At 33.1% G+C, this 19,170-nt stretch carries 23 protein-coding genes; 15 read left to right on the plus strand and 8 right to left on the minus strand.

The features are described 5' to 3' along the window. Positions 1-107: 107 nt before the first annotated feature. The 3 genes from GBH57_RS06485 to GBH57_RS06495 are packed head-to-tail and all read left to right on the plus strand — an operon-like array spanning position 108 to position 2,618. On the plus strand, positions 108-872 hold the full coding sequence (locus tag GBH57_RS06485; RefSeq protein WP_151673263.1) for a carboxypeptidase-like regulatory domain-containing protein: 765 nt from the start codon (positions 108-110) through the stop codon (positions 870-872). A 56-nt stretch (positions 873-928) separates the two neighbouring features. Beyond that, complete coding sequence (locus GBH57_RS06490) at positions 929-2,290, plus strand: aldehyde dehydrogenase (protein WP_151673264.1); 1,362 nt, start codon at positions 929-931, stop codon at positions 2,288-2,290. Positions 2,291-2,294: 4 nt separating this feature from the next. Then, positions 2,295-2,618: a DUF6122 family protein gene (locus GBH57_RS06495; protein WP_151673265.1), complete on the plus strand. Its 324-nt coding sequence runs from the start codon at positions 2,295-2,297 to the stop codon at positions 2,616-2,618. A gap of 16 nt (positions 2,619-2,634) precedes the next feature. Here GBH57_RS06495 and rlmH read toward each other — a convergent pair whose 3' ends face one another. After that, positions 2,635-3,108, minus strand: a complete 474-nt coding sequence (gene rlmH / locus GBH57_RS06500) for a 23S rRNA (pseudouridine(1915)-N(3))-methyltransferase RlmH (RefSeq protein ID WP_151673266.1) — start codon at positions 3,106-3,108, stop codon at positions 2,635-2,637. A 149-nt stretch (positions 3,109-3,257) separates the two neighbouring features. Here rlmH and nadC point away from each other — a divergent pair, with 149 nt between their 5' ends. The 5 genes from nadC to priA all read left to right on the plus strand — a co-directional run bounded on the left by nadC (position 3,258) and on the right by priA (position 8,703). Continuing rightward, positions 3,258-4,115, plus strand: a complete 858-nt coding sequence (nadC, locus tag GBH57_RS06505) for a carboxylating nicotinate-nucleotide diphosphorylase (protein WP_151673267.1) — start codon at positions 3,258-3,260, stop codon at positions 4,113-4,115. Beyond that, complete coding sequence (locus tag GBH57_RS06510) at positions 4,115-5,092, plus strand: YihY/virulence factor BrkB family protein (RefSeq protein ID WP_151673268.1); 978 nt, start codon at positions 4,115-4,117, stop codon at positions 5,090-5,092. Before nadC ends, GBH57_RS06510 begins: the two co-directional genes overlap by 1 nt. Further along, positions 5,089-5,652 (plus strand): chalcone isomerase family protein, encoded by a 564-nt coding sequence (locus GBH57_RS06515; RefSeq protein ID WP_151673269.1) that lies wholly within the window; start codon positions 5,089-5,091, stop codon positions 5,650-5,652. Before GBH57_RS06510 ends, GBH57_RS06515 begins: the two co-directional genes overlap by 4 nt. Positions 5,653-5,735: 83 nt before the next feature. After that, a complete protein-coding gene (locus GBH57_RS06520) occupies positions 5,736-6,164 on the plus strand; it encodes a DUF2147 domain-containing protein (protein WP_151673270.1) in 429 nt (142 codons plus the stop codon). An 88-nt stretch (positions 6,165-6,252) separates the two neighbouring features. Beyond that, positions 6,253-8,703, plus strand: a complete 2,451-nt coding sequence (priA, locus tag GBH57_RS06525) for a replication restart helicase PriA (RefSeq protein ID WP_151673271.1) — start codon at positions 6,253-6,255, stop codon at positions 8,701-8,703. Positions 8,704-8,814: 111 nt separating this feature from the next. On the opposite strand, the gene GBH57_RS06530 is transcribed toward priA, so the two are convergent. Continuing rightward, on the minus strand, positions 8,815-9,528 hold the full coding sequence (locus tag GBH57_RS06530; protein ID WP_174844030.1) for a LytR/AlgR family response regulator transcription factor: 714 nt from the start codon (positions 9,526-9,528) through the stop codon (positions 8,815-8,817). 219 nt (positions 9,529-9,747) lie between these two features. Between GBH57_RS06530 and rpsF the strand changes: the two genes are divergently transcribed. From rpsF to GBH57_RS06560, 6 genes are all read left to right on the plus strand, one after another. After that, positions 9,748-10,089, plus strand: coding sequence for a 30S ribosomal protein S6 (gene rpsF, locus GBH57_RS06535; RefSeq protein WP_151673273.1), 342 nt, complete (start codon positions 9,748-9,750; stop codon positions 10,087-10,089). A 3-nt stretch (positions 10,090-10,092) separates the two neighbouring features. After that, a complete protein-coding gene (rpsR, locus tag GBH57_RS06540; RefSeq protein ID WP_151673275.1) occupies positions 10,093-10,389 on the plus strand; it encodes a 30S ribosomal protein S18 in 297 nt (98 codons plus the stop codon). Between the two features lie 15 nt (positions 10,390-10,404). After that, positions 10,405-10,860, plus strand: coding sequence for a 50S ribosomal protein L9 (rplI, locus tag GBH57_RS06545; protein WP_151673277.1), 456 nt, complete (start codon positions 10,405-10,407; stop codon positions 10,858-10,860). Positions 10,861-10,971: 111 nt separating this feature from the next. Next, entirely contained in the window at positions 10,972-11,706 is a 735-nt protein-coding gene (locus GBH57_RS06550; protein ID WP_161596073.1) for a LamB/YcsF family protein, read from the plus strand. Next, positions 11,703-12,422, plus strand: a complete 720-nt coding sequence (gene pxpB, locus GBH57_RS06555) for a 5-oxoprolinase subunit PxpB (RefSeq protein ID WP_151673281.1) — start codon at positions 11,703-11,705, stop codon at positions 12,420-12,422. The genes GBH57_RS06550 and pxpB overlap by 4 nt, the downstream gene beginning before the upstream one ends. Continuing rightward, a complete protein-coding gene (locus GBH57_RS06560) occupies positions 12,419-13,273 on the plus strand; it encodes a 5-oxoprolinase subunit C family protein (protein WP_151673283.1) in 855 nt (284 codons plus the stop codon). The genes pxpB and GBH57_RS06560 overlap by 4 nt, the downstream gene beginning before the upstream one ends. Positions 13,274-13,418: 145 nt before the next feature. On the opposite strand, the gene GBH57_RS06565 is transcribed toward GBH57_RS06560, so the two are convergent. Together GBH57_RS06565 and panB are read right to left on the minus strand one after the other, a co-directional pair. Next, the gene (locus tag GBH57_RS06565) at positions 13,419-14,126 is read right to left on the minus strand and encodes an RluA family pseudouridine synthase (protein ID WP_151673286.1); all 708 of its coding nucleotides are present in this window, start codon (positions 14,124-14,126) and stop codon (positions 13,419-13,421) included. A 115-nt stretch (positions 14,127-14,241) separates the two neighbouring features. Further along, positions 14,242-15,060, minus strand: a complete 819-nt coding sequence (panB, locus tag GBH57_RS06570; protein ID WP_151673288.1) for a 3-methyl-2-oxobutanoate hydroxymethyltransferase — start codon at positions 15,058-15,060, stop codon at positions 14,242-14,244. A 58-nt stretch (positions 15,061-15,118) separates the two neighbouring features. Between panB and GBH57_RS06575 the strand changes: the two genes are divergently transcribed. After that, positions 15,119-15,589 carry a nuclear transport factor 2 family protein gene (locus tag GBH57_RS06575; RefSeq protein ID WP_151673290.1) on the plus strand — a complete coding sequence of 157 codons (471 nt, stop codon included), beginning with the start codon at positions 15,119-15,121 and terminating at the stop codon, positions 15,587-15,589. On the opposite strand, the gene GBH57_RS06580 is transcribed toward GBH57_RS06575, so the two are convergent. From GBH57_RS06580 to GBH57_RS06595, 4 genes are all read right to left on the minus strand, one after another. Beyond that, positions 15,579-16,076, minus strand: coding sequence for a hypothetical protein (locus GBH57_RS06580; RefSeq protein ID WP_151673292.1), 498 nt, complete (start codon positions 16,074-16,076; stop codon positions 15,579-15,581). The genes GBH57_RS06575 and GBH57_RS06580 overlap by 11 nt on opposite strands. Before the next feature lie 146 nt (positions 16,077-16,222). Further along, a complete protein-coding gene (locus GBH57_RS06585; RefSeq protein WP_151673294.1) occupies positions 16,223-17,647 on the minus strand; it encodes an L-serine ammonia-lyase in 1,425 nt (474 codons plus the stop codon). A gap of 131 nt (positions 17,648-17,778) precedes the next feature. Beyond that, entirely contained in the window at positions 17,779-18,306 is a 528-nt protein-coding gene (locus GBH57_RS06590; protein WP_151673296.1) for a KdsC family phosphatase, read from the minus strand. Between the two features lie 71 nt (positions 18,307-18,377). Further along, positions 18,378-19,139, minus strand: a complete 762-nt coding sequence (locus GBH57_RS06595) for a Rossmann-like and DUF2520 domain-containing protein (protein ID WP_151673298.1) — start codon at positions 19,137-19,139, stop codon at positions 18,378-18,380. Positions 19,140-19,170 lie beyond the last annotated feature (31 nt).

Raw genomic sequence — 19,170 nt, forward strand, 5'->3', positions numbered from 1 at the left:
TTTCAGCAGAAATTAGAACCACATTAAAATTTCCGAAGAAATCATCGCTTCATCGAAACTTTTGCACGTTATTATCGTCTATATAATTATATTTACAATTCTATCTTATGAAAAAACTTCTATTTTTACTTTTAATTACCATCCCTGTTTTAAACATACAGGCGCAAGACATTATTTCTATAAAAGGAAAAGTGGAAAACGCTGCTGATGATAAGGTGCTAGAAAATGTGAATATTGTAAACCTTAATCAAGTTTGGGGTGCTACAACTGATAAAGAAGGAGATTTTGAAATTAGAGCAGCCGTAAATGATACGTTGTTTTTCTCGTATTTAGGTTTTAAATCTATTCGTGTAAGAGTTACAAATGATTGGGTTGCATACGGTGAAGTTAAAGTGAAAATGACGGAACTTGGGATTGCACTTGAAGAGGTGTTGATTAAGCCAGTTACGCTTACAGGTTATGTAGAAGTTGATGCTCGTACTATTCCTATTTATGATAATTACCGCTACCGTATTGAAGGTATAGGAAGTGGATATGAAGGTGGTTCATCACAACCAGGTGCTGTAAATAAAGTGTTAAGCGCTATTTTTAATCCAGCCGATTTCCTTTATAATGTTTTTGGTAAACGACCAAGGCAGATGAAAAAACTGCGACAAATGAAAGAGAATGACGAAATTAGAAATTTACTAAACAGTAAGTTTGATAGAGAAACTTTAATGGCTGTTTTGCAATTAGAACGTTTAGATATTGACGAAATATTAAATAATTGTAGCTATTCTTCAGATTTTATTAAAACGGCTAATGATCTTCAAATCTTAGATGCAATAAGCGAATGCTACGAAGAGTATCGTGTTTTAAATCGCGATAAGTAATCTTATAATTTTCATAACGCTAAGCATTAGCTTATGCGATTTTATTATATTTCGCTATGGAACAAATAATAGCGAGACAACGTACCTTTTTCAATACACAAGCTACTAAGGATTTGAAATTTAGAATAACGCAACTTGAAAAGTTAGAGCGAATTTTAAAAAATAATATCCCAGCTTTAGATGATGCGATTTTCAAAGATTTTAAAAAGAGTGCTTTTGAAAATTATCTAACCGAGTTGGCTTTATTATTCCACGATATTAAAGATGCTAAAAATAACCTTAGACGTTGGTCTCGAAAACGAAAGGTATCTACAAACATTACTAATTTTCCTGCAAGTAGTTATATTATTCCTGAACCTTTAGGGGTTTGTCTTGTAATGGGCGCTTGGAATTACCCTTATCAACTTTCATTTGCTCCAGTAATAGCAGCAATAGCAGCGGGTAATACAGTTGTGTTAAAACCTAGCGAATTACCCTCAAACACCTCGGCGATAATTGCAAAGCTTGTAAACGAAAATTTTGATCCTAAGGTTTTTAAAGTTGTTGAAGGAGGAATTCCCGAAACAACGGAGTTGTTAGAACAAAAATTTGATAAAATATTTTTTACTGGAAGTACTAAAGTTGGTACAATTGTCTACAAAGCTGCAGCCAAGTATTTGACTCCTGTAACGTTAGAGTTAGGGGGTAAGAGCCCTGCTTTTATTTTGAAAGATGCTAACTTAAAAATGGCGGCAAAGCGATTAATTTGGGCTAAATATTTAAATGCTGGACAAACGTGTATAGCTCCAGACTATGTTTTAGTTGACAATAACGTAGCATCTAAATTTCTGGAATATTGCAAAGCCGAAATTTTAAAGGCTGATTACTCGTTCGATAATGGAAATTTTCTTCAAATTATCAATGATTCTAATTTTGATAGGTTGACAAGAATGCTAGATATTTCTAAAATTTATCACGGTGGAAAAACTGATAAAGCCGATAGATATATAGAGCCTACAATATTGAACAATGTCTCGTTTAATGATGCTTGTATGCAAGAAGAAATTTTTGGTCCCATTTTACCAATCATAGCCTATGACAATTTAGACGACGTATTTCCAAAAGTAAGAGCGCTTTCAAAGCCATTGTCTTGTTATATTTTTACAAGCAGTTCTAAAACTAAAAAACGTTTAATGAATGAGTTTTCATTTGGTGGTGGAGCAATTAATGACGCTGTAATGCATATTTCTAATTCTAATTTACCTTTTGGAGGTGTAGGTGATAGTGGAATAGGGAATTATCATGGTGAGGCTGGTTTTAAAGCTTTCTCTCACTATAAAAGCATTCTTGATAAACCAACTTGGTTAGAACTTCCATTAAAGTACAGTCCATACTCTAAAGGTAAGTTATCACTATTAAAACGCTTAATGAATTTCTAAATTTATGCTTCAAACTGTAGTACATTACTCGCTTCATTTTATTGCGCCCATTGCAATAGGTTACTTTTTCTTTCCTAATCATTGGGTGAAAGTGGTATTGATACTTTGGGCAACGATGTTTATTGATTTAGACCATCTATTAGCGTCACCAATTTTTGATCCAAATAGATGTAGTGTTGGTTTTCACCTATTACATAGCTATTGGGCTTTTGCTTTTTATGTTTTATTCTTGTTTTTTAAGAAGACCCGAATAATTGGTATAGGTTTAGTAATGCACATTTTGACTGATGCGCTAGATTGTTACTGGATGGGTTTACCGTTGCTTTAGAGTAATTATTTAAGGTTTATTGATGGTGATAAGGTTCATTTCTAAGTATTGTAAAACCTCTATATAATTGTTCAATAAAGAAAGGGCGCACCATTTGGTGGGAGAATGTCATAGAGGATAACGATAACTTACCATTTGCTCTACTGTAAATTTCTTCACTAAAACCATATGGGCCGCCAATTACAAAGACAAGATTTTTTAAACCGCTATTCATTTTCTTTTGAAGAAATTTTGAAAAACCTACAGAAGTATAGGTTTTACCATTTTCATCAAGCAAAATTATAGTATCACTATTTTCTACTCTTTTTAATATTTCATCACCCTCAGCAACTTTTTGTTGTGATTCACTTAAGTTTTTGGAATTTTTAATATCAGGAATAATTTCAAATGTAAAATTGATGTAGTGTGATAGACGTTTTATATACATATCAGTAAGTTCGATTATGTTTTTGTCGTCTGTTTTTCCTATAGCAAAAAGGGTGACCTTCATAGAATTTTTTAAAATTCAAAAATAGTAAGATATTTAAGATGTAAAATAAAATAGTACAATTTCTAAATCGTTCAAATTTAGGTTAAAAATTAGTGTTGTATGATTATGGTGTGCTTGCGTTTTTTTAACTTAGCAGAAAATAGATTCAGATGATTTCAGAAAAACAATTTAATAAGGAAATTGGAATTATTATCGCAAATGCGATTAGAGAAGATGTGGGTGATGGTGATCATAGTTCGCTTGCTTGTATTCCAGAAGATGCGACTGGTACGGCAAAGTTATTAGTTAAGGAAGATGGAATAATTGCAGGAATAGATTTTGCTTTGCAAGTATTTGATTATGTAGATCCGGGTCTAGAAATAGATGTGAAAATTAAGGATGGATCTCACGTTAAATACGGTGATGTATGTTTTTATGTTTCGGGTAACTCTCAATCTATTCTTAAGGCTGAGCGCTTAGTTTTAAACGCGATGCAACGAATGAGTGCTATTGCAACTAAAACAAATAAGTTTGTAAAATTACTGGAAGGGACTGGAACTAAAATACTTGATACTCGTAAAACTACACCTGGAATTCGCGCTTTAGAAAAGTGGGCTGTTAAAATTGGTGGTGGTGAAAATCACCGTTTTGCTTTGTATGATATGATTATGTTGAAAGATAATCATATTGATTTTTGTGGTGGTGTTGTTAAGGCAATTGAGCAGACCAATGCTTATTTAGAAGAAAAGTCACTTGACATTAAAATTATAGTGGAAGCTCGTGATCTTGATGAAATTAAAAAGATACTAACTACAAAGGGTGTTTATCGTATTTTGATTGATAACTTTAATTATGAAGATACCCGTAAGGCTGTGGAATTAATAGGGGATACTTGTTTGACAGAATCTAGCGGTGGAATCACTCTGGATACCATTAGGCAATATGCTGAATGTGGTGTCGATTATATTTCAAGTGGAGCCCTAACTCACTCGGTCTATAACTTAGATTTGAGTTTAAAAGCTGTTTAATGCTAAACGGCGAAGGTCCTTTAAATAACAGCCCCGAGCCAGAGGGGGAGGAAATTAATATTCCTGTAGTTAAGCAACTAGTTCGCTTGAGTAAGCGTATTAGATTGCCAGGACTTGATGGTTTAACACTTTACGATTTCAACAACTTATACTTAGCTGGAATTGTAGAGGGAACTTTTTCACCTCGAGCAAGTTCTATTGCTTATAGTTTTTTTGTAGCTCTATTTCCGTTTTTGTTGTTTATTTTAAACTTGATACCGTATATTCCAATTGAGGGATTTCAAACAAGGTTTCTAATATTTATTGAGGATAATTTACCTCCTCAAACAGCCGATTTGTTTTACCCGGTTATTGCGGATATTGCTGTTAATCCTCGTGGTGGATTGCTATCCTTTGCTATTATTCTATCAATATTTTTAGCAGCAAATGGTGTAAATGCCATTTTTAGTGCTTTTGAGTATTCTTTTCACGTAACCATAAATAGAAACTTTTTTAAACAATATGGTATTGCTTTATTGGTCTCTATTTTTTTGGCATTGTTGTTGTTAATTACCGTTATAGTAATCCTTTATGGAGAATATCTGATCAATAATTTAAAAGGAAGAGCCTTTATTAGCGACGATGTTTTTTGGGTTTCGGCTTTACAGCTTTCGGTCTTTGTAGTAATGATTTACATTGTGATAGCCACATTATACTATTTTGGTATAAAAGAAGGTAGAATGTCAAAATTCTTTTCTTTGGGTGCAATTATCACGACATTAATGTTTATGCTAACAACCTATTTATTTGGTATTTACATTAATAATTTTTCGACATATAATGAGTTATATGGTTCACTTGGTGCACTTTTAATAATGTTGTTATATATTTGGATAAATAGTAATCTATTACTCTTAGGTTTTGAACTTAACTTGTCGTTACAGAAATTAAGGGGTAATCAAAACAATAGTCAATCTAAATTTAAACAAACAAAATGAAAAATTTTCTTTTATTAGCCATCGCAGTATTTACGCTTAATATGGCAACAGCACAAACCGAAGTTGGAGAAGTTACTATGCCAAATTCTCTTGAATTTAATGGCGAAAACTTAACGATGAATGGTGGTGGAATTCGTAAAAAAGCTATGTTTTTAAAATTGTATTCTGGTGCGTTATATTTACCTACTAAAAGTAAAGACGCAAAAGCAATTGTTTCAGCAGATGCAAACCAAGCAATTCGTTTAGTTATTACTTCAGGATTTGTTTCTAGCGAAGCTATGAGTGATGCAGTTGAAGAAGGTTTTGTTGCCTCAACTAATGGGAATACAAGTGGTATTTCTTCTGAAATAGCAAAATTTAAAAGCTTTTTTAGTGACGAAATAGTTGAGGGAGATACTTTTGATATTACATATCAAAAAGGTAAAGGAGCAGTTTGTTATAAAAATGATAAAGAGCTAGGAGCTATCAAAGGTCTTGAGTTCAAGAAAGCTTTATTTGGAATATGGTTAGGAGATAATCCAGCCGATTCAAAACTTAAAAAAGGAATGTTAGGTAAATAAGCCTAAAATTTATACAAGAATGTCTGGGATTGAAAACTTCAATTTCAGACATTTTTTAGTTTATTAATACTCAATTTAGATTTATGAAATCAATTATCACAATAGTAGCTTTGTCTTTATTAACTATTTCATCAGCATTTGCACAAGATGTTTTTGGAAAATGGAAAACTGTTGATGACAAAACAGGAGAGGCAAAATCTATTTTGGAAATTTTCGAGAAAGATGGTAAAGCATACGGAAGAGTCCTTGAAATACTAAATAAAGAACATAAAGATGATGTTTGCGAGGAGTGTGAGGGAGAAAACAAAGGCAAGCCTATTGAAGGCTTGGTGATTATGAAAGCATTAGAAAAAGACGATAATGAATGGAATGATGGAACCATTATGGATCCTGAAAGTGGAAAAGAATACAGCTGTTACATTAAATTACAGTCTAATGATAAATTAAAAGTACGAGGATATCTTGGTTTTGCGGCTCTTGGGAGAACTCAATACTGGTATAGAGTGCAATAATATATTTGTGCATAAATTATAAGATGGGCTGCCTCATAGTTGGGTAGCCTTTTCTATTTTTACTTATTAATAATCAAGATCAATTACATTGTATTTTATAGACGTAATACTTCCTATTCCTCTAAAGCAAACGTTTACGTATAGCGTTAATAAAGATGAAGCTGCTTTTTTGAAGCAAGGATTTCGTGTTGCCGTACCTTTTGGGAAATCAAAATTATATACAGCGATTGTCTATCAAGTTCATGATACTGCTCCTCATGGTTACGAAACAAAATCAATAGATCACATACTGGATGAAGAAGCAATTATTACAGCGTCTCAAATAAAGCATTGGGAGTGGATAGCTTCATATTATATGTGTACTTTAGGTGAAGTAGTTAAAGCTGCATTGCCCAGCGCATTTCTTCTTGAAAGTGAAACTATTATTAGCTTAGTTAAAGATAAAGTAGTTGAAGATACTTCTTTGAGAGACGAAGATTTTCTAGTGTATGAAGCATTACAACATCGTTCACCGTTAAATGTTGATGATGTAAAATCAATTTTAGATAAGAAAAATGTAGTACTTGTATTAAAGCGCCTACTTGATATTGGGGTAATTGAAGTTCAAGAAGAAGTTTATGAACAATATAGCCCAAAGTTAAAGAAGTATATTAAGTTAGCTCCCGCTTACGAAAAAGAAGAATCCCTAAAAGAGCTGCTAGATCAATTATCTCGAGCTCCTAAGCAGCGTGAAGTGCTAATGCAGTTGTTTATGTTGCAAGCTCAACTTAAAAAACCAGTGGGAATTGATGCATTGCTTGCAAAGAGTAATGCAAGCGCTAGTAGTGTAAAATCCTTAGTGGCTAAAAACATTCTTGAAGAATACTATATAAGAAAAGATAGAATTAATTACGAAGGTGAAGATGCTACTGAAGTTAAAACACTTTCCGATTCTCAAGAAACAGCATTACAAGAAATTATAACATCATTTAAACGGCACGATGTAACCTTATTGCACGGTGTAACTTCAAGTGGAAAAACAGAAGTATATGTCCGACTTATTGAGGAGCAGCTTAAAGCGGGTAAACAAGTGCTTTATATGCTTCCTGAAATAGCACTAACTACTCAGCTTATTTCACGATTACAACAATATTTTGGAGCTCAAGTGTCTGTGTATCACTCTAAGTACTCAATTCATGAGCGCGTAGAGGTTTGGAATAATGTATTAGCGCAAAAGGAAAAGGCTCAGATTATTATTGGAGCTAGATCTTCACTCTTCTTACCATTTCAGAATTTAGGTTTAATAATAGTAGATGAAGCGCACGAGCCGTCATTTAAACAGTATAATCCATCACCCAGATATCATGCTAGAGATAGTGCTATTGTTTTAGCATCACTGCATAAGGCTAAAACATTATTAGGTTCTGCCACACCTTCACTAGAAAGTTTTCATAATGCTGAATTAGATAAATACGGATTTGTAGAGCTGAAAAGGCGCTTCGGAAATGTGCTGTTGCCATCAATTGAATTAATTGATATAAAAGAAAAGCACAAGAAAAAATTAATGACTGGCCATTTTAGTGATAGATTGTTAGAGGAGATACACGAAACACTAAATAATAATGAGCAGGTTATCCTATTTCAAAATAGACGAGGTTTTTCGCCTATAGTAGAATGTAAAACTTGTGGAACTTCACCACAATGTCCTAATTGTGATGTGAGTTTAACTTACCACCAATATAAGCGCCAATTACGTTGTCATTACTGCGGTTATCATATGGCAATGTTAGTGGAGTGTAATGCTTGTGGAAGTGATTCAATAGATAGTAAAGGATTTGGTACGGAGCAAATTGAAACCGAGTTGCTTAGTTTATTTCCAAAACATTCAATAGCACGAATGGATCAAGATACTACTAGAGGTAAACACGCCTATGCTAAATTAATTGCTCGATTAGAAAATGAAGAAATCGATATTTTAGTAGGTACTCAAATGATTGCAAAAGGACTTGATTTTAGAAACATAGGCCTTGTAGGTGTTCTAAATGCAGATAACCTATTAAATTTTCCAGATTTTAGAGCTCACGAACGCAGTTTCCAACTTTTGCAACAAGTTGCAGGAAGGGCAGGGCGTACTCAAAAAAGAGGGAAAGTGCTTATTCAAACCTACAACCCACATCACACTATTTTAAAACAAGTGAGTGTTAATGATTATAGAGGTATGTATAAAGAGCAGTTAGAGGAGCGCTATCAATACAAGTATCCGCCTTATTACCGAACTATCCGAATTACCTTTAAGGATAAAAATTTAACTAAAAATGACCAAGCCGCATTGTGGTATACGCTTGCTTTACAGAAACAATTAGGTGCAAATGTTTTAGGACCTGAAGTTCCTCCTGTTGCTAGAGTTCGTAATAAATATATAAGTAACGTGTTGGTTAAAATCCCTAAACCGCAATCGTTAGCGAAAACCAAGGAGTATATTAATTCTGTTCAAAGAGCATTTAACCTTACAAAGGAATTTTCTTCAATACGCGTAAGTATAGATGTAGATAATTATTAGAGCGGAAGGTGTTTTTTGTTGAATATTTCAGAATAGAATACTGAAATATTAATATATAAAAAAACCGATTAGTGTTTCAACTAATCGGTTAGATAATATGCGATAATCTTTTTAACCTCTGCTGGTTGCAGCAAGAGCTTCTACAAGATCTGTTTTTCTATTTCTGCTTAAAGGTAGTTCTTCGTTATCAAGTTCAATAACCTTACTATTATAACGTTCCACTTTATCTAGATTAACAATATACGATTTATAAATTCTTAAAAAACGATCTTTTGGAAGCAAAGCTTCAAAAGCTTTCATCGTTGAAAGAACAACTAAAGCGTCGTGTTCAGTTACAAGTTTAACATAATCTCCAAGAGCTTCAATATAGCGTAACTCATTTAAAAATACTTTACGTTTTTTAAGGTTACTCTTAACGAATATGAAATCTTCATCATTAAATCCATCGTCATTTTTTAATTTGAAGTTGGTAACAGCTTTATGTACTGCGTTTAGAAAACGTTCTTTAGAAATAGGTTTTCTTAAATAATCAACAGCATCATAATCAAAAGCTTTGAATGCGTATTTTGTTTTACCTGTTACGAAGATAATTTGCGGCTTGTGTGTTAAATCATCAAGAAGGTCAAAACCAGAAAGAATAGGCATTTCAATATCTAAAAATATAAGGTCTATTTCAGTTGTCGCTAAACCCATTTTTGCTTCAATTGCATTGTTGTATTCAGCAACAAGGTTAAGAGCTGGGTGATTTTCTATCAACTTTACGATAGAAAGACGCTGAAGTGTTGAGTCATCAACGATAGCGCATTTTAGTAACGGTTTGTCCACGATTAAGTATGTTTATTAAAGCAATAATAGGTATTTTATCGATGAAATGCAACATTTCTTAATTTTAAACGCAAATTTGCACTTTTAATCTAGTTTTAAAAGTTAAAAAAGATATGAAATTCTTTTAGAGAATACGTTGTAGATTATTAATTATATAGTATTTTTGCACGCTCTTGGCAAAGTGCTAAGAGTTAAATAATCATTATTAATAGATTTTATATGAATCATTACGAAACTGTTTTCATCTTAAATCCCGTTTTATCTGAAGATCAGATAAAGGAAACAGTAAAGAAATTTGAAGATCTTCTTGTTTCTAAAGGTGCTAAGATGATATCCAAGGAAAATTGGGGGCTAAAAAAATTAGCTTACGAAATTCAAAACAAAAAAAGTGGATTCTACCACTTATTTGAGTACACATCACCAGGTGATGCTATTAACGATCTTGAGATTGCTTTCAGAAGAGATGAGCGTGTTATGCGTTACTTAACTGTATCTCTTGACAAGCATGCAATTGCTTGGGCAGAGAAAAGAAGAATCCGTGATAACAAAAAAACAGCATAAGCCATGGCAACTATTCAAGAACAAGCAAAAGGAAAAAAAGACGGAGAAATTAGATATTTAACTCCGCTTAATATAGAGACTTCTAAAGCAAAGAAATATTGCCGTTTTAAAAAGTCTGGTATCAAGTATGTTGATTACAAAGATGGTGATTGGTTACTAGGATTTGTAAACGAGCAAGGTAAAATTTTACCAAGAAGACTTACAGGTACATCTTTAAAATACCAACGTAAAGTTGCTGTAGCAGTTAAAAGAGCACGTCACTTAGCTTTAATGCCGTACGTAGCCGATTTATTAAAATAAAAACAAGATAGGAATATGGAACTTATATTAAAAAAAGACGTTGAGAATCTTGGTTTTGCAGATGACTTAGTTACTGTAAAGAACGGATACGGAAGAAACTTTTTGATCCCTACTGGACACGCTGTACTGGCTACACCTTCTCAAAAGAAGATGCTTGCTGAAACTTTAAAGCAACGTGCTTATAAAGAGAAGAAAATAGTTGAAAGCGCACAAGGAGAAGCTGCTAAATTAAACGCATTAACTGAGTTTAAAATTACAGCTAAAACAGGTGAAGGTAATAAGTTATTTGGATCAGTTACTAATGCTGATCTTTCTGAAGCTATTGCTAAAGAAGGTGTTGTAATTGAAAAGAAATATATCTCTATTGCTGGTGGTTCAGTTAAAACTACAGGTCAGTATGAAGCGAGTATTCGTTTCCACAGAGATGTAATCGTAAACTTTACATTTGACGTAGTAGAAGAAAAGAAATAATTTTCTACAACTATAATTTATATAAATCCTCTTTCAGAAATGAAAGAGGATTTTTTGTTTATTGGGATTGCTATTCTTGTTGATTCCTTATTTTTATAGAAAATAAGATACTTGATAACTTCTATAGATATAAATGCAGACTTGGGTGAAGGTGCTAGAGATGATGCTTTAATAATGCCATTGATTAGTTCGTGTAGTGTTGCTTGTGGTGGTCACTATGGTTCTGAATATACGATTTTGCAAACTGTTAAGCTGGCTATGGCTAATGGTGTTAAAGTAGGTGCACATCCATCTTTTCCTGATAAGGTGAATTTTGGTAGAAAGAAAATGAGCCTTTCACCTTCTGAATTAAAATCTACATTAAGTCTTCAATTAAATTCTTTTATTAAAGTTTGCAATGGTTTAGGGGTTTCTTTGAATCATGTAAAACCACACGGTGCATTGTATAATTTTGCTGCGATTGATGAGGCTACCTCTAAGATATTGGTAGCGTCAATAATGGAAACGGGTTTAGAGCCTGTTTTGTATGCACCCAAAAACTCAGTGCTTAGTTGTGTTGCTAAGGATTATTTGCCTGTGGCGTTTGAAGCTTTTGTGGATAGGCGTTATACTGATGATCTTCAATTGGTTTCACGAACTCTTAATGATGCAGTTATAAGTTCTCCTATTCAAGCTTTTGAGCAATTAATGTCTATATGCGCTGAGCAAAAAGTGCGTACTATTTCCGGTAAAACTAAAGATTTAGAAGCTCACACCTTCTGCGTGCATAGTGATAATCCTAATGCTTTAGAAATTTTAAATCTTATATATGAAGAGTTAACCCGATTACAAATTCATATAAAATGATGGACTTACCTAGGATACAGCGTTTTGGAGATAGAGATTTGCTGGTGGAATGGCGTTCAGTGATAAGTGATCATACGCATAGTTGTATTTTGGGGCTTGTAGAGTTTTTAAATTCATGCGATGATAAGGGTATTATAGAAGTTACTTCAACGTATTGTTCTGTTGCTATATATTTATCTAAAATGTCTAATATAGAGTTGGTTGGCTCGCTAGTGAAGGATTGGTTGGCTAAGGAGGTGAATTTTGTTGATTCGTTGCCAAAACGGATCATAGAAATTCCGGTTTGTTATGATCAGGTGTTTGGATTGGATTTAGAAGAAATGTCACAAGCTTTAGAGTTGCCTATTTCAGAGATAATACGAAGGCATACAGCTCCTTTCTATAGGGTTTATTTTTTAGGATTTCTCCCCGGCTTCCCTTATTTAGGTGGCTTAGATAATTCTTTATGTGTTTCAAGAAAAATTACACCACGAATATTAGTCGAAAAAGGATCCGTCGCTATAGGAGGTTGTCAGACGGGAATTTATACGTTCGATTCACCAGGTGGTTGGAATATTTTAGGTAAAACACCTCTGTCGATATTTGAAGTCTCTCACGATTCACCTGCTTTGTTATCTGCAGGAGATTTTATAAAGTTTAAATCAATTAGTAGTGAAGAGTATTTAAATATTGAAAGAAATATTAATAATGGGGTTTATAAAAATACTGCTAGATGATTGAGGTATTAAAGCCAGGACTGTATACTACTTTGCAAGACGGCGGGCGCTATGGCTTTCGGTCTATTGGGGTTCCTTTATCGGGCTTTATGGATAGAGCGAGTGCTCAATATGCTAATTATTTGGTTGGAAATGATATTAATGAGTGTGCGCTAGAATTTGTGGGTATCCCTCCAATGTTGCGATTTAATGTAGCTACCCAAATTGTTATAGCGGGTTCTAGTCAATCCATATTGTTAGATGGGATTTCGCGAAATAGAGGTGAAGTTATTATGGTAGAGAAGGGGGCTATCCTGTCATTCTCGTCAATTAAGGCCGGATGGAGGGGGTATATAGCTTTTAAGAACGGAATAGATTCTCAGGTATCTCTAAATAGTCAAAGTCAATATAAAGGCATTACAGAGCGACTTAAAATTGAAAAGAATGATGTATTGTCTTTAAAACTTGAGAATTTTAATTCTCGAGTTTTTAAAAAATATAAATATAACTCCAATTTTTATAACTTGAATATTGTTGAAGTTTATAAAGGACCGGAATTTGAGTTTTTGTCTCAAGAAGTTAAGCGGCAACTTTTAGAATCTACATTTACAATTTCGCCATCAAGTTATCGAATGGCGACTTTAATTGAAGAAAATATAAATGGCAAAATTTTAGATATAATTACGGCTCCGGTTCAACCAGGAACTATACAATTAACACCTTCAGGAAAACTTATAATTTTGATGCGAGATGCACAAACGAGTGGGGGATACTCTAGAGTATTTCAGTGTAGTGAAAATGCTATAAATTTACTGTCTCAAAAACGACCTAAAGAGCAAATTATTTTTAAACTTAAGTCTTATGGTATTTAGTTCTTACCATGTTTAATCTTACAATTGTTTTAATAATTTAAAAGTTGCGAAAGTCAAAAAATTAGAATATTAAAATATTTTAGCCTAATCTAAAAATTATCATTAAAAGATTAGTTTCTAATTATTTAACTGTGATTATGTTAAGTTATTGTTTAGATATTGATTTCCAGACATTATCACTAGGAACTGGTGCGGTAATAGTAATTTCTTCCTTTTTTACGGGATGGACAAAAGTGATTTTTCTTGCGTGAAGATGTATGCTTCCATCTTTATTGCTTCTGTCAGACCCATATTTTAAATCCCCTTTTATTGGACAATTTATTGATGATAATTGTGCTCTAATTTGATGGTGTCTTCCGGTTTCTAATTCTATTTGTAGGGCTGTAAAATTGTCTAGTTTTTTTAAAATTTCATAATGTAAAACTGCTCTTTTACTATCAGGAACTTCTTTAATATTTGCGTAACTTTTGTTCTGTTTTGGATTCCTTTTTAGAAAATGAACGAGTGTACCTTTTTTGTTTGGAGGATCGTTTTTTACCACTGCCCAATAGATTTTTTTAGTTTCTCTATCTGCAAATAATTTATTGAGTCGAGTTAATGCTTTAGAAGTTCGTGCAAAAATAATTACTCCACTAGTAGGTCTATCTAGTCTGTGAGCAACTCCTAAGTAAACAGCACCGGGTTTATCATATTTATCAGCAATATATGCTTTACCAACCTCTACAAGTGGTATATCACCTGTTTTATCGCCTTGAACAATGTCGCCTGGACGTTTGTTGACAATTAGTAAGTGATTATCTTCAAAAAGTACTTGAAGATTTTCTTTAGTGCTGTGGATGGTTTTTGTGTTGATGAGTTGCTAATTTAAAGGGTTAAGATATCTAAAAGATGTTTAATAAACGTCAAATGAGTGTTTAAAAAGCTTTGTAGGCTTTCTAAACACTCATTTTATAATTTTTTTTAAAAAATTAATATTGTTCTTTTTCACTTGGAAAATCACCACTTTTTACATCTTCAATATAATTTTGAAAGGCTCCCGTCATTTCGTTATAAAGATCTAAATAACGACGTAAAAACCGAGGATTGAATTCGTGTGTCATTCCTATCATATCGTGTGTTACAAGTACTTGTCCATCAACACCATTACCAGCACCAATACCTATAACAGGTATTGTTAAGCTATCAGCAACTTCTTTAGCAAGTTTGGCTGGGACTTTTTCTAAAACAATAGCAAAACATCCAGCTCTTTCTAATAGAAGTGCATCTTCCTTTAACTTTTCAGCTTCTTCTTCTTCTTTGGCACGAACGGTATAGGTTCCAAACTTATAAATACTTTGAGGTGTTAGTCCTAAATGCCCCATTACTGGGATACCTGCGTTTAGAATACGCTTTACAGATTCTTTAATCTCTTTACCACCTTCAACCTTTACAGCATGTCCACCACTTTCTTTCATAATTCTAATGGCAGAGCGAAGCGCTTCTTTAGGGTCACTTTGGTAGCTTCCAAATGGAATATCTACTACTACTAGACTTCGCTCTATAGCACGAACTACTGAAGCTGCGTGGTATATCATTTGGTCTAATGTAATTGGTAATGTAGTTTCGTGACCTGCCATCACATTTGATGCAGAATCACCCACGAGTATCACGTCAATACCTGCGCCGTCTACAATTTTAGCCATTGTAAAATCATATGCGGTTAACATAGAGATTTTTTCTCCACGTTTTTTCATATCAACCAAGGACTTAACCGTGATTCTTTTGTACTCTTTTTTTGCTACAGACATATATTAGTTATAAGAATGTAAAAATACTAAATTTGAGGGGTAACCTAATTTTTCTTTTATGAAGTTTCTAATGTTTATATTTCTGTTATTATTTAGTGTTCATATTTCGGCACAAAAATCTTTTTCTAAAGACGATGCAATTTTTGTGATTGATACGTTTTTTAATGGTTTTCATAAAGCTGATACATTGATAATGAAATCGGTAGTTATGGACGGTGCTATTTTACAAAGTGCATTTAAAAATAGAAAGGGAGTGGATGTTGTAGAAGAAACTAACTTCGGAAATTTTATAAATTCAATAGCATCTAAACCATCACACCAAGTTTGGAATGAAAAAATATTGGACTATATAGTTTCTATTGATGGAAACTTGGTACACGTTTGGACTCCTTATGAATTTTATTTAAATGGTGTTTTTAGTCATTGTGGTGCAAATTCATTTACAATCGCTAATATAAACGGTAGTTGGAAAATCATTCACTTAATTGATTCAAGAAGACGTGAAGACTGTAGTGAGTTTAAAAAGTAGTAGCAGTTATTATACTTTGATTCTTTTTGTAAGTAGGGGATTGCTTAAATAAAATTTCAAGTTGGTTTTCCCAATCGTTAGAGATTTTAAAATAACTAGAGTTCACTCGTGCCATAATAATATCGCAATCATTACATACGTGTTCTGAATAATCTAAGAAATAGTGTCCAAACTCGTGAAAAGCTACCACCTTTAATATTTCGGTATCAAGCATTGCTATCCAGTTTATAGCAATGGTGTGTATGTTGCCTGCTTCATCTCGTTGCACCATTCCTAAAACAGAACCATCTGGAGATGTTTTAAGATCTTCAACAATAGCTATTTTTTTAAGAGCGAATAATTTTTCGTGATATTCTATACCGTAACTATCACAGAGTTCAAAAAAGTTATCTAATAATGGCTTTAATCTACCATCAATAGAGACCTCTTGGGCACTTGAGTTTAAAACTGAAAAAATAATTAATAGTAGTAGCAAAGCTCTTCTCATAAACACATAACTTTATGAATCAATAAATTGATAATAATGATTCTTGTTAGTAGAAAAGTAGCTTTATAGCATAAAAATTGTTAATATATTATTTAAATAACAAAACTTACGGCTTTATATTGTAGTGTGAGAAATTATTTAGAAAATCAACAATCACTAATGTTTACTTGAACGGCAAGTCCTCCTTCGCTAGTTTCTTTATATTTTGAGGTCATATCTTTAGCGGTTTCCCACATTGTAGCGATTACTTTGTCTAAAGGTATTTTAACGTCATTGGGATCTCTATCTAGTGCCATTTCGCAAGCATTAATAGCTTTTATAGCTCCCATAGCATTGCGCTCAATGCAAGGAATTTGAACTAAACCAGCGATAGGGTCACAAGTTAAACCTAGATGATGTTCCATTGCAATTTCAGCAGCGATTAATACTTGAGCAGGAGTTCCTCCCATTAGTTCGGTTAATGCACCAGCAGCCATTGCAGAACTTACACCTATTTCAGCTTGACAACCTCCCATTGCAGCACTAATAGTGGCATTCTTTTTAAATAAACTACCAATTTCTCCTGAAACTAATAGAAACTTTTTAATATGTTCGAAATCTGCTTTGTGGTTTTCAATAACTAAATAATACATTAAAACTGATGGTATAACACCAGCGCTTCCGTTAGTAGGAGCAGTAACTACACGACCTAATGAGGCATTTACTTCGTTAACTGCTAGTGCAAAACAAGTAACCCATTTTAATATTTGTCTGAATTTCACTTCAGTATTTCGAATAGATGTTATCCATTCGTATTTGTTAGAATATGACTTTGCACCCTTTAATGTTTCGTGTGTATCGTAAGCTCTTCTTCTCACGTTTAATCCACCAGGAAGAACTCCTTCAGTGTGGCAACCAATGTACATCGAATCTAACATTACATCCCAAATAGCTTTGAGTTTTGTGTCAATTCTATCAGGATCTCTTAAGGAAAGTTCATTTTTAAGAACTAATTCGCTGATTGTGATATTTTCAGCAGTACAATACTCTAGTATTTCAGTTGCTTTTTCAATAGGGAAAGGGAAGTTGTTGAATTTCTCAATCTGTCTTTTTTTTCTTGCACGTTCTTTTTGTATTACAAATCCACCTCCAATGGAATAATAGGTATCTCTAGTTTTTTTTCCGTTGCGTAACGTTGCTTCAAACTTAATTCCGTTAGGGTGAAACTCTAAAAAACTACGATTAAATTTGATGTTTTCTGAAATGTTAAATTCAATTTCTTTCTCGTTATTTAGTTTTAAAATATTGTTTAGTTTTAATTGATCAATTGCTGGTTGAATTGAATCAATTTCAACTGTAACGGGATCTGTACCCATTAACCCCATTATAACAGCAATGTCAGTCGCATGGCCTTTACCGGTTAGCGATAGTGACCCATACAAGTTAACTTGAACACTAGCAACTCCTGTGAAATTTTCACGTAGTTGTAGTTTTTTAATCCACATTTGTGCTGCACGCCATGGACCCAAAGTGTGAGAACTTGAAGGGCCTACGCCAATACTTAACATATCAAAAACAGAAATACTTTCCATAAAATATTATATAGCCACGCTTTAATATTGGGCACGTAAACGTACTAAAAAAAGAGAAGCTTTTAATTATAAAATTATAACCAAACTAGTTGGTTTTGCAACGTTATTTTTTGAGGGGCTATTACCTCTTTTTAATCGTATTTAGCGCTTATGTTCATTTTAAAATCCCATTTGTGCTGTACTTTAAGTACTTGTTCTATTATATCGCGAACACAGCCTTTTCCACCATTTTTGTGAGAGACATATTGGCTCATTGCTTTAATTTCAGGCACAGCATCCTGCGGGCAAACAGGTAAACCTACTAATTGCATAACGTGATAATCAGGAATATCATCACCCATATATAAAACGTTTTTTAGGTCAATATTGTTTTTAGCTACAAACTCATTGATTGTTTTAACTTTATCGTGAGTACCTAAATGAACATCTTTAATACCTAAACCTTCTAATCTTTTGCGTACACCTTCATTGCTTCCACCAGAAATAATACACATTTTAAATCCTTTATTCATTGCTTCTTTTAAAGCAAAACCATCTTTAACATTCATTGTACGGTACATCTCACCATTAGTTGTTATGTTGATACTTCCGTCAGTTAAAACACCATCAACGTCAAAAACGAATGTCGTGATATTGTTAAGTTTTAATTTATAGCTCATTTATTTATGTGTTTTATGAGTAGATTTATATTGTTATGAATAAATTATTCGAATCCTTCAACTTGGTTTCACTAATCATTATTACGTCTATTAATAATGCTCTTAGTTAAAAGTTCGTAGATTTCTTTATGATCTTTATTTTTTAATTGTCCTAAATGCCTTTCAATAGTTTTCTTGTCATTACGTTTAGCTGGTCCAGTTTGTGCTGAGGCAGGTGAAAGGCTCTGAACTTTATTTGCAGTTTCTTTAATTAAAGGTTTAAATAACTTAAAATCTAAGTTATGCTCTTTCATAATATCTTCGGAAATATGATATAGTTCATTTACGAAGTTATTTACAAATACAGCAGCTACGTGCATTTCGCTTCGTTCTTTAGATGAAATTTCACTAACATTTTTAGAAACTAAGTGACCTAATTTTTTAAGCAAGTTTAAATCTTGTTTGTTTTCAGCTTCTAAACAAACGGGTATTTCACTAAAATCTACGGTAGTCCCTTTTGAAAAAGTTTGTAATGGATAAAAAACACCTCTACGGTGTTTAGAGCTAATTTCATTCATAGAAACGCTACCTGAAGTATGAACAACTAGCTTATTTTCTAATGATAATGTATTAGATACTTTAGAAATTGCATCGTCTGGAACAGCTACTATGTATACTTCGGCAGTTTTATTTAATTCCGCTAGATCCACTATTCTTATAGATTCCAAAGGGTTAACGTTATCAAATTTCCGAGTAGAGAAAACTTGAATTAAGTTAATGCCTTTAGTACTTGTAAATACTCGAGCGAGGTGGCTGCCTACGTTTCCGTGACCTATGAGAACTACATCAATCATAGGGTCAAAAATACGTGAAATTTGTTTGAGA

The organism is Patiriisocius marinus, from assembly GCF_008974325.1.
GTDB lineage: Bacteria > Bacteroidota > Bacteroidia > Flavobacteriales > Flavobacteriaceae > Patiriisocius > Patiriisocius marinus.